At 70.9% G+C, this 12,217-nt stretch carries 13 protein-coding genes; 3 read left to right on the plus strand and 10 right to left on the minus strand.

Annotated features, from left to right (window positions below; genetic code table 11):
* The coding region (locus NT132_RS12270) for an FAD-dependent oxidoreductase (protein WP_297789352.1) at positions 1 to 936 on the plus strand (936 nt) is incomplete at its 5' end.
* A 46-nt stretch (positions 937 to 982) separates the two neighbouring features.
* On the opposite strand, the gene NT132_RS12275 is transcribed toward NT132_RS12270, so the two are convergent.
* The 9 genes from NT132_RS12275 to NT132_RS12315 all read right to left on the minus strand — a co-directional run bounded on the left by NT132_RS12275 (position 983) and on the right by NT132_RS12315 (position 8,324).
* Positions 983 to 1,777 (minus strand): IclR family transcriptional regulator C-terminal domain-containing protein, encoded by a 795-nt coding sequence (locus NT132_RS12275; RefSeq protein ID WP_297789355.1) that lies wholly within the window; start codon positions 1,775 to 1,777, stop codon positions 983 to 985.
* 61 nt (positions 1,778 to 1,838) lie between these two features.
* Entirely contained in the window at positions 1,839 to 2,699 is an 861-nt protein-coding gene (locus NT132_RS12280; protein ID WP_297789358.1) for an ABC transporter permease, read from the minus strand.
* A 2-nt stretch (positions 2,700 to 2,701) separates the two neighbouring features.
* Entirely contained in the window at positions 2,702 to 3,535 is an 834-nt protein-coding gene (locus NT132_RS12285) for an ABC transporter ATP-binding protein (RefSeq protein ID WP_297789361.1), read from the minus strand.
* 30 nt (positions 3,536 to 3,565) lie between these two features.
* Complete coding sequence (locus NT132_RS12290; RefSeq protein WP_297789364.1) at positions 3,566 to 4,654, minus strand: ABC transporter substrate-binding protein; 1,089 nt, start codon at positions 4,652 to 4,654, stop codon at positions 3,566 to 3,568.
* A gap of 111 nt (positions 4,655 to 4,765) precedes the next feature.
* A complete protein-coding gene (locus tag NT132_RS12295; RefSeq protein ID WP_297789367.1) occupies positions 4,766 to 5,179 on the minus strand; it encodes a DUF126 domain-containing protein in 414 nt (137 codons plus the stop codon).
* Complete coding sequence (locus NT132_RS12300; protein WP_297789370.1) at positions 5,176 to 6,456, minus strand: aconitase X catalytic domain-containing protein; 1,281 nt, start codon at positions 6,454 to 6,456, stop codon at positions 5,176 to 5,178. Before NT132_RS12300 ends, NT132_RS12295 begins: the two co-directional genes overlap by 4 nt.
* A gap of 7 nt (positions 6,457 to 6,463) precedes the next feature.
* The gene (locus tag NT132_RS12305) at positions 6,464 to 6,670 is read right to left on the minus strand and encodes a hypothetical protein (protein WP_297789373.1); all 207 of its coding nucleotides are present in this window, start codon (positions 6,668 to 6,670) and stop codon (positions 6,464 to 6,466) included.
* Positions 6,667 to 7,779, minus strand: a complete 1,113-nt coding sequence (locus tag NT132_RS12310) for a hypothetical protein (RefSeq protein WP_297789376.1) — start codon at positions 7,777 to 7,779, stop codon at positions 6,667 to 6,669. The genes NT132_RS12305 and NT132_RS12310 overlap by 4 nt, the downstream gene beginning before the upstream one ends.
* A gap of 2 nt (positions 7,780 to 7,781) precedes the next feature.
* Positions 7,782 to 8,324, minus strand: a complete 543-nt coding sequence (locus NT132_RS12315) for a UGSC family (seleno)protein (protein WP_297789379.1) — start codon at positions 8,322 to 8,324, stop codon at positions 7,782 to 7,784.
* Positions 8,325 to 8,551: 227 nt separating this feature from the next.
* On the opposite strand from NT132_RS12315, the gene NT132_RS12320 reads away from it, so the two are divergent.
* Complete coding sequence (locus NT132_RS12320; protein ID WP_297789382.1) at positions 8,552 to 9,613, plus strand: zinc-binding dehydrogenase; 1,062 nt, start codon at positions 8,552 to 8,554, stop codon at positions 9,611 to 9,613.
* Positions 9,610 to 11,229: an AMP-binding protein gene (locus NT132_RS12325; protein WP_297789384.1), complete on the plus strand. Its 1,620-nt coding sequence runs from the start codon at positions 9,610 to 9,612 to the stop codon at positions 11,227 to 11,229. The genes NT132_RS12320 and NT132_RS12325 overlap by 4 nt, the downstream gene beginning before the upstream one ends.
* Before the next feature lie 30 nt (positions 11,230 to 11,259).
* On the opposite strand, the gene NT132_RS12330 is transcribed toward NT132_RS12325, so the two are convergent.
* Positions 11,260 to 12,217 (minus strand): IclR family transcriptional regulator C-terminal domain-containing protein (locus NT132_RS12330; RefSeq protein ID WP_297789387.1); only part of this gene is annotated, 958 nt, incomplete at its 5' end.

Here is a 12,217-nt window from a genome sequence, read left to right on the forward strand (position 1 = left end):
ATCGCGGCGGTGGTGATCGAGTCGAAATCCGGTCGGCAGGCCGTCCGGGGCGGCGTGTTCATCGACGGCTCCGGCGATGCGGATCTCGCGGCCTGGTCCGGCGCCCCGTTCGAGCGGTCCGAGCATCTGCTGTACCCCTCGCTGATGTTCCGCATCAACGGGGTCGACCCGGTGAAGGCGGGCCCCGCCTGGCGCACGATCCGGCAGCTGATGGCGGATGCGGAAGCCGCGGGAACCCACCGCTTCCCGCGGAAGAAGCCCATCGTGCGGCCGCAGCGGAACCCGCTGGAGTGGCGGTCGAATCTCACCCAGCTCAGCAACGACGACGGCTCCGCGGTCGACGGCACGGACGTCCGGCAGCTCTCCCACGGCGAGCTGCAGGGACGCCGGCAGGTGCGCGACACATTCGCGTTCATCCGCGAACGCACCCCCGGGTTCGAGGACTCCTACGTCGTCGACATCGCCCCGCAGATCGGCATCCGCGAAACCCGCCGCATCCTCGGCCGCTACGTCCTCACCGAGGCGGACGTGCTCGGCTGCGCGGACTTCGACGACACGATCGGTGTCAACGGCTGGCCGGTCGAGGCGCATGTCGCCGGCGACGTGGAGTTCCGTTTCGCTCCCGTCGAGAGCCGCGGCTTCAACCAGCTCCCGTTCCGGATGCTGGTGCCGCAGGGCGTGCCGAACCTCCTCGTCGTGGGTCGGTGCGCGTCGATGACGCAGGGCGGACAGTCCTCCGGACGCGTCACCGGCCCCTGTTTTGCCATGGGGCAGGCGGCGGGCACCGCCGCGGATCTGGCCCTCGGTGCAGGGGTGCCGGTGGGGGACGTCGACATCACCGCGCTGCAGCAGCGGCTGCGCGCGGACGGCGCGTACCTCGGCACCGAAGCGCCGACGGCCGCGATGGTGGTTCCCACTCCGGTGTCCGCGCGCTGATCGCGGGCGCCCGCAGGATGCGGCGTCGGGTCAGCAGGATGCGGCGTCAGCCGGCGGCGCGGAACAGCCCGGGGTTCGCCGCGCGGTAGGCGTCGGCGATCCGTGCCGCGCTGTGGCTGAGCACCGGCACGATGCGCGATTCCAGCTCCGCCGCGCCCGAGCGGACCGTGGTCGATGAGACCGTCAGCCCCGCCACCGCGCGCCCCTGCACAATGATCGGCACGGCGGCGGCGACCATCCCGGGGTGAAGCTCCTCCACCGACACGTCGAAGCCGCGCTCGCGGACGAGGCGCAGGTGGGCACGCAGCTTCGCGGCGTCGACCAGGGTGTGCGGCGTGAACGCTTCACGCGGGAAATCCGCGAGGTAGTGCTCGAGTTCGGAGTCGGGGAGCCCCGCCAGCAGTACCCGGCCGACGGCCGTCGCGTGCGCGGGGAGCCGGGTGCCGACGCGCACCGCATCCTGCAGCGCGCGACGTTCCTCCACCCGGGCCACGTGGATGACATCGGGCAGGTCCAGCTCGCCGATGCTGCAGGTCTCGCCGGTGCGGGCCACGATGTCCGCCATGGCGGGCTGCGCGATCTCCGGCAGCGAGGAGGCGGCGAAGTAGCCCGCGCCGAGCTCCAGGATGCGGGCGGTCAACGTCCAGCGGCCGTTCTCGGCGCGGACGTACCCGATGTGTTCGAAGGTGAGGAGGATGCGGCGAACGACCGGCCGCGGCAGGTCCACCCGGCCGGCGATCTCGCTCACGCTGAGGGCCGCGTCGTGACCGCCGAATGCACGGAGCACGGCGACGGCACGCTCGATGCTCTGGATGCGGTCGCGCGATCTGTCTTCCGTCACGTCCGCTAGCTTCCCACGCCGCCGCCGCGCACCCGGAGCGGGCGCGCGGCGGGCGAGGACGTCAGAAGCTCTCTCGCAGCCCGTAGACCGATTCGTGCCAGGGGATGAAGAAGCGTTTGGCCTCGTTCACCACCAGGTACAGCGCGAGTCCGATGAGGGACAGCAGCAGGATGAGCGCGAACGTGCGGGCGGCGTCGAGCGAGTTCATCGCCCGCACCACCATCGCGCCGAGTCCCACACTGCCGCCGAGGTATTCGCCGACGATGGCGCCGATCGTGGCGAGCACGATGGCCACCTCCATCCCGGCGAACAGGTACGGCTGGAGACTGCGCATCTCCAGCTGCGTGAAGGTCTGCGCGCGCGACGCGTTGAGGCTCTTCATCACCTCTCGCTGGCCTCGTTCCACCGAGCGCACGCCCAGCAGCACGTTGAGCATGACGGGGAAGAAGGCGAGGAGCGCGGCGAGCACGATCTTCGAGGTGAGTCCGAAACCGAACCAGATGACGAACAGCGGCACGAACGCGACCTTCGGCGCGACCTGGGCGATGACGATGAGAGGCCGGATGCTGACCTCGAGCCACGGAAGCTTGCCGAGGACGACGCCCACGACGATGCCCATGACGACCGCGATGACGAAGCCGACGAGGATCTCGGTGATCGTGATGCCCGCCTCGCCCCACGTCTTCGGATCGATCAGCAGCGTGACGAAGGCCTCCCCCACCGCGGCCGGCGGCGGGAACACGAATGGGTTCACCGCGAAGACGGTGACGCACAGCTGCCAGAGCCCGATGATGACGATCACGAGGCCGGGCGTGACGATCCACGGCAGCAGCTTCATGGTGCGCGCCTGGGACTTGCGGCGCGCGGCGGTGACGACGCTGGTCGTCGTCGGCTGGTCCGGCGGTGCCTGCAGAGTGGTCATGCTCATTCCTCCTCGTCGAGGTCGTGCCGGAGGTTCCGCACGATCTCGTTGAATCCGGGGGTGGTCTGCAGCTCGATGTCGCGGGGCTTCGCGTCGGGAACCGACAGGATCTGGCGGATGCGGCCCGGGCGGGGGGTCATGTGAACCACCCGGTCCGCCAGGAACACCGCCTCGGGGATGTCGTGGGTCACGAACACGACCGTGGACCGGGTCTGCAGCACGATGCGCTGCAGCTCCAGGTTCATCCGTTCCCGGGTGAGCGCGTCGAGCGCGCCGAACGGCTCGTCCATCAGCAGCAGGTCCGGCTCGGTGCTCAGCGAACGGGCGATCGCGGCGCGCTGCCGCATCCCGCCCGACAGCTCGCGGGGGTACGACTTCTCGAACCCGGCGAGGCCGACGAGCTCCGCCAGCTCCGTGGCGCGGGCGCGGCGCTCGGCCTTGCCGACGCCGCGGAGTTTCAGCGGGAGCGCGATGTTGTCCAGCACCGAGAACCACGGGAAGAGGTTGCTCTCCTGGAACACGAACCCGAGCCGGGCAACGGCGGAGTGCTCCACCCGGTCGTCGCGCCACAGGTGCCGGCCGTCGACCTCGATGGTGCCGGCGCTCGGCGCGAGCAGCCCGCCGATCATGCGCAGCAGGGTGGTCTTGCCACAGCCCGAGCGCCCGATCAACGCGACGAACTCGCCCCGCTCGATGTCGAGGTCGACGTTCGACACCGCCCTGGTCACCCCCGCCTTGGTCTGGAAGTCCCGCCCGACCCCCCGGATGCGCAGGCGCGGCAGGGGTGCCGTCGCCTCCGTCGCCGGAGAATCGGGGGTGAGTGTCTCATTGATCATCGGTGATCCTCTCTCCCGACCGGGGGCCGGTCAGTCCGCGGGGACGTAGTCGTTCGTGATCCAGTCCGCCGGGTCCTTGCCGCCCTGCAGCATGCCGGCCTTCACGTAGGTGTCGTAGGTGCTCTCCCAGGCGTCGAGGTCGTTCTCGAGGAGCGGCACGCCGCCGTCCGCGTCGACCCACGTCTGGGTGGTGTAGACCTCGAGCGCGGCGACGGCGACGTCGTCATCCTCGAGCGCGGGGAAGGACCAGTCGCCGCTGTCGCGGAGCGTCTTCAGCACGTTCTCGAAGTCGTTCGGCGCATCGTCGATGACGTCCTGCACGGCTTCGCGGATCGCCGCGAGGAAGGCTTCGATCTGCGCGACCTTGGCGTCGTCCTCCAGGTTCGACTCCGTGGTGATCCAGGTCTGGATGTCGGGCGCTTCGCCGAGCCCCGCGTCGTCGACGACGGCGTCGTCGTTCTGCTCGCCGATCCCGATGGAGGTGTCGAGGCTGACGATGTAGCCGTCCAGCTGCCCCTGTCGCACCACTTCGAGGGTCGCGGCCGTCACCGGCACCGCCTGACGGGTGACCGAGTCGGCGGGGATGTCCGCGGCGTCCAGGGTCAGGTTCAGCAGCTTCTCGCTGGTGCCACCGATCGAGCCCATGCCGATGACCTTGTCCTCCATGTCCTCGGGGGACTCGATGGGGTTGTCCTCGACCGAGATCATGCGCAGGTTCGATTTGTACGCCATGGTGCCCACGGCTCGGAGGGGCTGACCGTCCTCCATGGCGGGGAAGACGTCCACGGTGCTGGCGCGGGTGATGGTGGTCGCGCCTCCCAGCAGGGACTGGATCGCGGCCGAGGTGCCCTGCACCGGCTGCAGGTCGACGTCGAGACCGTGCTTCTCGAAGTAGCCGCCGGAGTAGGCGAACATCTCGGGGGTGAAGCTGAAGGATTCCAGCGGCAGGAAGGTGACGACGGTCATCTGCGTCAGCTCGGCCGGCTCCGCACCGTTCTCGGTGGCAGGGGTTGCGGCTCCTCCGCTGCCGCATCCGGTGAGCGCGAGCGCTCCGGCTGCCATGGTCGCGGTGACGAGCGCCCAGCGGCGGGATGCCGTACGGCGAACTGATGTGATCATGTCTGACTCCTGTGTCCGGATGATCCGCTCACGCCATTGCGAGCGACACGACGAGTCTGCAAAGACGGCCGAGAGTGGTCCAACAACCTTTTCACTGTATGGAACCGTGCGCTAGGAAAATGTTGCCAGGATTGTGATCAATCCGCTTTCGCCGTCGACCTCCACCAGATCCCCCGTCCGGATCGTGTCGAGCGGGGCGGGATGGGCGGCGACGACCGTCGGCACGCGAGTCACGATGGCGCCGAGCACCGCCTTGGTGGTGACGACATCGAACACCATGGCTGCGGGCGCGGTACCGAGCAGCCGCGTGCTCTGGAAGAACCCGGACCAGCCGGAGGAGCCCTTTGCGCCAGGGAAGACCAGCACCCGGCCGGTGAAGCACTGCCCGAACAGCTCGTGCCGCGGTTCGATTACGGTCCCGGTGGCCACATCGATCCCGCCGAAGCCGGAGATGGGATCGCGGGTGACGAGCGCGGGGGCGCGGACCGTGCCCGGCACGATCCCCCGGCCGCGGAGGACGATCATGCGAGCGTGCCCCGCCAGCGTCCGGTGAGCGCCGCGTCGACGCACTCCCGGGTGGTGCCGAACCAGGCCTCGATGCCGAGGATCGCCGGGAGGTAATGGGCCTGCTTGGCGGAGTCCGTCGCGAACACCCGGGTGCCGGGAGGAGCCGCCCGAGACATCGCCGGGCACGAGTCGGTGAGGACCCGGCCGCCCGCTCGCGTGATGGTGCGGGTCCAGCCGGCCCGCAGCGACGTCTCGGCCAGCGCGCGGGGCAGCATGACCCACAGCTGGGTGCCGTCGGCCAGCCGCGCGCCTTCCAGCATCCCGGCGATCTCGCTGACCTGAGCGAGCGAGGCATGCGGGCAGCCGAGCAGGACGAAATCGACGTCGGTGCTCTCACCCTGCGCGTTCAGGGCGTCGTACACGGTGGCCCGCTCGGCCGTCCCGTACCGGATCGGCTCGGGGCGAGCGCGGCCGCCGAACGCGGCATCCAGGGTGGGAGATTCCGGGGTGACCCCGGGCAGATGGTAGAGCTCGACCCCGCCGGCGGTGGCGGTGGCGGCGCCGAAGTGCTTGAGGTCGGCGTCCGAGGGCGGGGCCAACCGGCCGGTGACGGCGGGCCGTGCCTCCTGCACGGTCTCGCCGACGTAGTAGCCGAACATTCCCCACTCGCGGAAGCCGTCGATGTCCACGTCGGCGCGGACGAGATGGGTGGCGTAACGGTTCTCCGGCACGTGATTGCCCCAGTACGGGATCCGGCCGGTGAGGGAGGCGGCTCCGGTGGACGCCGCTCCCTCGCAGTTGGTGCGGGCGCCGAGGACCGAGTTGGCGTAGACGACGGCGGAAGATTCCATCCAGGCGCAGTGTTCGTCCCGCACCGGGATGTTGCCCACCTGATAGGGCGTGCAGGTGCCGAGCACCCGGACCCCGCGTTCGGTGAAGTACGACTCCGCGTCCTCCTGCAACCGGATGCTGTCCGCCGGGTAGGCGGTGAGGCCTTCGGCGTCCGCGGCGAACCCGTGCTGCAGCTGACAGGTGGGCACGCGCATCGCCGGGATCTCGATGTCGCGGTCGCAGTCCAGGTTCATGACCGCGTAGGCGTGCGCCCACCCGCCCTCGGCCACGAGCGCGGCCTTGGCGGGCGAGGGCTGGGTCATGGTCCCGGCGACATTCCGGGTGTCGACCAGGTACTCCGCCTCCAGCGCGTCGCCGTAGCGGATCAGCAGGTCCATCGCGGCGGCGACGGCATCGCCGTCCCCGCCATCCCGCATCCGCTTGTCCTCATCCGAGAGACGCACGGGAGCCTCAGTGCGCGGCGCTCTCCGGGATGGCCTCCATCACGGGCTGCGGCACGAGGCAGTCCGCGCACGCGCCGTCGGTGGCCTCGATGCGGACCACGATCCGGTCCGCCTCCGACGGCAACCAGCTCAGGACGTACCCGTCCGCCGCCATCATCTCGGTGAAGGGGGCCAGCGCCCCGTCGACCGTGGCCACATCCGTCGATTCGCTCATGAGGGCACTCCGATCTTGCTGAGGGAGAGGGGAATCTCCCGGGGTGGGTTGAGGGTGAAGATCTCGACGACGGCGGACACCCCGGCGTTGTCGGCCCCGGCGACCATGATCTGCACCGAGGTGGGGTTGTGGAGCGCGCGGACGACGTCGGGGGTGTCGGTGGCGCTCGCGCTGTCGGGCATGGAGTCGGGGTGGGTGCCGGGCAGGCGCCACCGCGTCTTGTGCGACAGCGCGTCCTTCCCGACCGCGACGAGGTCCTCGCGGCGACGGACGGCGTTCTCGTAGACGTAGTCGCGCAGGTCCTGCTTGCTCCACCCCGCCCGGGCGAACACGTCCGCGTGCTCCGGGTTCAGCACCAGCAGGGTGCTGGTGTACTCGTGGATGAGCGCGCCCGTGCGGACGATCGTGTCGATGAAGTCGCGGACCAGCTCCTCCGGCACCTGCGTGTGCCGTGCCTCGATGTGGATGACCGAGCGGATGACGAAGGCGGTGACGACGCTGTCCGAGGCGTCGAAGCCGTGCTCCACGTGGAGCGGCTCCCAGGGGCTCTGCTCCTCGTTCTCGGCGATGCAGGAGGAGTACTTCGCGGGGGTGCCCTGGGTGGCCTGGTCCAGTTTGTGCGGGTGCAAGCCGAACACGTTGATGCAGCCGAGCCGGATGGCGCGGCCGATGGTGGCGTTCGCGCGGAAGCCGGAGCCGAAGATGTTGCCGGTGCTGTTGAGCTCGATGCGATCGCGGATCGGGCCGTTGACCACCAGGAAGGGGGCGGTCCCGGTGGTGGACTGCCAGATCCCGCGAGCCGGATGCGGCTCCTGCGCGATGGCCTCCCACGCGGCGACCACCACGGGGAAGTAGTCGGCGCGGCATCCGGCCATCGCCGCGTTGATGGCGGCGAGGCGCACCGTGAGGCTGCGGTTCAGGTGGCTGATCGTGAACAGCACCTCATCGGGGTCGCGGTCGACCGTGGCGAGGAAGTCCGCCAGCAGCGTCTCGGTGACCGGCACGGCCGGCCGCCCGTCGGTCCACTCGCGGCCGTAGCAGTACTCCACGAGATCGCGGACGCGGTCCGCATCCACGGTCGGGGTCTGGTCCGTCAGCGTCGTCGTCATAGTTATCCCTCTTCCACGCCGAGGATCCGCAGGACCTCCGGCATCACCGTGAGGGCGCGCTCGCGCACCTCGTCCGCCGTGAGACTCGCCATCGGGTGCGCCACCGCGGTGAACGCGAACCCGGGGAAGCCCTGCACCTGGGCCATCGCCCGGCCCGACATCAGGAACGAGTCGGAGGTGATGGCGACCGTGGGCACGCCGGCGCGCTCGAACAGGATGCCGTCGGCGACGCTCGCCGCCGAGCACGACCCGCAGTCCCCGACCGCCGTGATGACGACGTCGTTCGCGGCGACGATCTGCTCCAGCAGCGGCTGCGCCACCGGCGTTCCGAAGTAGTCCTTCGTGTACAGGGTCGCCTCCCCCGCTCCGTGCTCGCGCTGCAGGTGGTCGGCGATCTGCTCGAGCAGCAGCGTGGCGTTGGGTTTGGTGTTGTCCAGCAACCCGATCCGCAGGCCCTTCAGGCTCACCGGTCGCGGCGACAGCGTGCTGTCGGCGGTCCCCTCGGCCGCGCCGGTCGGGTCCAGCAGTGCTTCCTGCAGTGCCATGGTCGGTCTCCCCTCATTGCCACGTCGTCGGGCGGCGATCAGAATGACACGGCGCCACGCCCCTCCCGGAGGGCGATTTCCACTACACGGAAGAGCGCGTGCGTCACGCCGGGCGCGGCCGACAGGATGCTGCACAGGGATACCGGGAACGAGGAATCGTGCAGCACACCATCCCCGCAACGATGCGGGCAGCAGTCCTGGCCGACGGGCGACCATCGCTTCGGATCATGACGGTCCCGACCCCGACGCCCGGCCCCGACGAGGTGCTGCTGGAGGTCATCGCGTGCGGGGTGTGCCACACCGACCTGCACGTCATCAAGGGCGATGTCGCGTTCCCGCGGCCCGCCGTCCTCGGCCACGAGGTCAGCGGGCGGGTCGTCGCGATCGGCGCGGATACCCGCAGCGACATCTCGGTCGGCGACACCGTCGTGGCCGCCTTCATCATGCCGTGCCGCCACTGCGCGCAGTGCCTGCGGGGCCGCGACGATCTGTGCCTCGAGTTCTTCCGCCGGAACCGCCTGGAGGGCACCCTGTTCGACGGTGAGAGCCGGCTACGGATGCCGGACGGGACGTTCCTCGCGATGTACTCGATGGGCGGGCTCGCCGAGTACTGCGTCGTGCCCCTGTCGGCGGTGACACCGCTGCCGGCGGGGCTCGATGCGGTCACGTCGTGCGTGCTCGGCTGCGCCGGGCTGACCTCCTACGGCGCCGTGTTCCGCGCCGGCGAGGTCGGCGAGGGCTCATCCGTCGCGATCATCGGCGTGGGCGGGGTCGGGTCGAGCCTCATCCCGATGGCGCGCGCCGCCGGGGCGACCTCGATCGTCGCGGTCGACATCGCGGCCGACAAACTCGAGCGGGCGCGGGAGCTCGGCGCGACCGCGATGGTCGATGCCACCGCGGACGACCCGGTCGCCGCGGTGCGCGCCCTGACCGGCGGCGTCGACGTCGCGTTCGAGGCACTGGGCCGGGCGGAGACCTTCACGCAGGCGCTCGGCATGCTCGACGACGGCGGCCGGCTGGTGGCGATCGGCATCGCCCCGGCTGGCACCACCGCACCGATCGAGATCACCCCGCTGGTGCGCCGCGGGCAGCAGATCGTGGGATCCTTCGGGGGCCGCACCCGGGAAGACCTGCCCGCCGTGGCGCGACTCGCGGCCGCCGGCGGCTTCGACACCGCCCGGCTGGTCACCCGCCGCTATGCACTGGCGGATGCGGACGCCGCCTACACCGCGCTCGCCCGGGGTGAGATCACCGGACGAGCCGTCATCACGATGCAGGAGAGCGCATGAACACCATCCACTACAGCGACCTGTGGCAGGGCATCGCCCGGGCGGATCCCGCGCGCCCCGCCATCGCCACGCACGATCGCACGGTGAGCTATGCCGAGTTCGCGCGAGAGGCGGGCGCCGTCGCCCGGTACCTGCGCGACCAGGGGGTGGGGCTCGGCGACGCCGCCGCGCTCCTGCTCTACAACCGCACCGAGTACCTCACCTTCTTCTGGGCCTGCCTGTCCCTCGGTGCGGCGCCGGTCGCGATCAACTACCGGTATCGCGCCGGTGAGGTACGCGCCCTGCTCGAGGACTGCGACGCCACCGTCCTCATCGCCCCCACGTCGCTCGGCGCGGTCGTGACCGACGCGGTGGCGGGTATGGACCCCGCGGTCGCCGTGATCTCGGTCGACGACGGCGGCCCCGCGATCCCGGGCGCCCGTACGTACGCCGACATCGTCGCGGCCGGCGGCGACCTGCCGGAGCGGGCGCCGCTCGGCGCCGACCTGCGGCTCTACACCGGCGGCACCACCGGGTCGCCGAAGGCGGTGGTGTGGGAACTCGACACCCTGCTCGAAGCCCGCCGGCAGTCCACCTGGGGCATCATCGGCATCGAACCCCCGGCCGACCTTGATGCGGCGATCCGCATCGCGACCGATCCGGCGACGCCGCGCGTGGTCACCCTGCCGCTGCCGCCCATGCTGCACGGCACGGCGCAGTCGACGACGATGGGGACGCTCGCCCTCGGCGGCACCGTCGTGCTGCACGAGCACCCGCACCTCGACGTCACCGCTGCACTGCGGCTCGTGCACGACCACCACGTCACCCGCCTCGTGGTCGCCGGCGATGCCGTCGCCCTGCCGTTCGTCGAGGCGGTCGAAGCCGACGGGCGTGGCCTGCCGCGCGTGGACTCCATCCTCAGCTCCGGGATGCGGTTCAGCGACGACGTGAAACGGCGCCTGCACGAGCAGGGCGACATCATGATCGTCGACCTACTACTGGCCTCGAGCGAGGGCGGTCCATTCGCGTTCGGCACCACCCGCTCAGCCGATGAGCTGCCGGCACGGCTCATGCTCACCGGCGGCACCGTCCTCCTCGGCGAGGACCTGGCCGAGATCCCGCCGACGGCGGGTGCCCTCGGCATCCTGGCCTTCCGCGGCATCCTCCCCCGGGGCTACTACGGCGATCCGGAGAAGACCGCGAAGTCCTTCCCGGTCATCGGCGAGCACCGGTACGTCATGCCGGGTGACTGGGCCCGCGCGCGCGGCGACGGATCGATCGAACTGCTCGGCCGGCTGAGCGCCGTGGTGAACACCGGCGGCGAGAAGGTCTTCCCCGCCGAGGTGGAGGAGGCGCTGCTCGCCCATCCCGCCATCGCGGACGCCGTCGTGTTCGGCCTGCCGCACGAGAGATTCGGCGAGATGGTCAGCGCCATGATCGTCCCGGCGGAGGACGCGGAGCTCGATCTCGACGCCCTCGCCGCGTACCTGGATGGGCGACTGGCGGGGTACAAGAAACCGCGGCACGTGTTCATCCGGCCGACGCTCGCGCGCAGTCAGACCGGGAAGATCGAACTCGCCCGGGTGAAGGCGGATGCGGCACAGGAGCTGGCCGCGCTCGCCCGGCGCGTGCACTGACCACCGCGGCGCCCGCGGTGGTCCCCGGGTTCACGCGTCCGGGCGTCCGTACCCCGCCGCGGTGAGCGTCCGCGAGATGGAGGTCGCGGTCAGCCGGACGAGGTGGATCATGTTCTTGCCGTCCACGTCCTGTTCCGTCAGCGCCAGCGACACCGCCGCGACGACGGACCCGTCCGCGCCGTGCACCGGCGCTGCCACCCCGACATGGATGTCGTCGACCTGACGGTCGCTGACCGCGTACCCGGTGCGCCGGATGTCGCCGAGGAGGCGTTCCAGCTGGACCGGGTCGGTGTAGGTGCGGGCAGTGTATGCCGGCAGGGGCGCCGCGAGCACCTCCGCCCGGACATCGTCCGGGGCGTGGGCGAGGAGCACCAGGCCGATCGCGGTGGCGTGGAGCGGGTAGCGGCCACCGGTGAGCGGGCGTCGCACCGGCCGGCGCGGGCTCTGCAGCCGTTCGATCGAGACCAGCTCGCGGCCCTCGCGGATCGCCAGGTGCGCGGCGTAACCGGTCGTCTCGTACAGGTCGAGCAGGTACGGGCGGGCGAGCCGCTGCAGCCCCACCGAGCGCGGGGCGAGCGAGGCGACGACGCCCGAGAATCCGGTGCCGAAGCCCATGCCGGTCACCGCGGTCGCGGCGAGGTAGAAGGGGAGCGAGCCGATGCCCAGGGCGATGAGCGACAGCGCGGTTCCGACCGCCAATGCCGCCGTGCCGAAGACGACCAGCGTGCGCGGCGACCGTCGCCGCATCACGAAGGCCGTGATCGCTCCGACGCCCGCGAGCATCGCGACCGCGAGGCCCTGCCAGAGGTGCGCGTCGCCGCCGAGCTCGTTGTGCACGATGTTGGCCCCGAGCGAGAGGAAGAGTCCGCCGGTCGCCCAGCCCGCGACGACGGCGGGGGCAGCGCGCCAGAAGTCGGCGCGGATCGCCGTGGGGATCGAGAGGCGGAAGCTGAGCGACGCCCAGACGCCCGGCGTGCGCGGCGCGGTC

This window comes from Microbacterium sp. (assembly GCF_026393345.1).
GTDB lineage: Bacteria > Actinomycetota > Actinomycetes > Actinomycetales > Microbacteriaceae > Microbacterium.

Bases quoted from the DNA above. Each gene is read 5' to 3' on its own strand.
- NT132_RS12280 (WP_297789358.1), bottom strand. From the start codon at position 2,699: ATGACCACTCTGCAGGCACCGCCGGACCAGCCGACGACGACCAGCGTC.
- NT132_RS12285 (WP_297789361.1), bottom strand. From the start codon at position 3,535: ATGATCAATGAGACACTCACCCCCGATTCTCCGGCGACGGAGGCGACG.
- NT132_RS12290 (WP_297789364.1), bottom strand. From the start codon at position 4,654: ATGATCACATCAGTTCGCCGTACGGCATCCCGCCGCTGGGCGCTCGTC.
- NT132_RS12295 (WP_297789367.1), bottom strand. From the start codon at position 5,179: ATGATCGTCCTCCGCGGCCGGGGGATCGTGCCGGGCACGGTCCGCGCC.
- NT132_RS12305 (WP_297789373.1), bottom strand. From the start codon at position 6,670: ATGAGCGAATCGACGGATGTGGCCACGGTCGACGGGGCGCTGGCCCCC.
- NT132_RS12310 (WP_297789376.1), bottom strand. From the start codon at position 7,779: ATGACGACGACGCTGACGGACCAGACCCCGACCGTGGATGCGGACCGC.
- NT132_RS12315 (WP_297789379.1), bottom strand. From the start codon at position 8,324: ATGGCACTGCAGGAAGCACTGCTGGACCCGACCGGCGCGGCCGAGGGG.
- NT132_RS12320 (WP_297789382.1), top strand. From the start codon at position 8,552: ATGACGGTCCCGACCCCGACGCCCGGCCCCGACGAGGTGCTGCTGGAG.
- NT132_RS12325 (WP_297789384.1), top strand. From the start codon at position 9,610: ATGAACACCATCCACTACAGCGACCTGTGGCAGGGCATCGCCCGGGCG.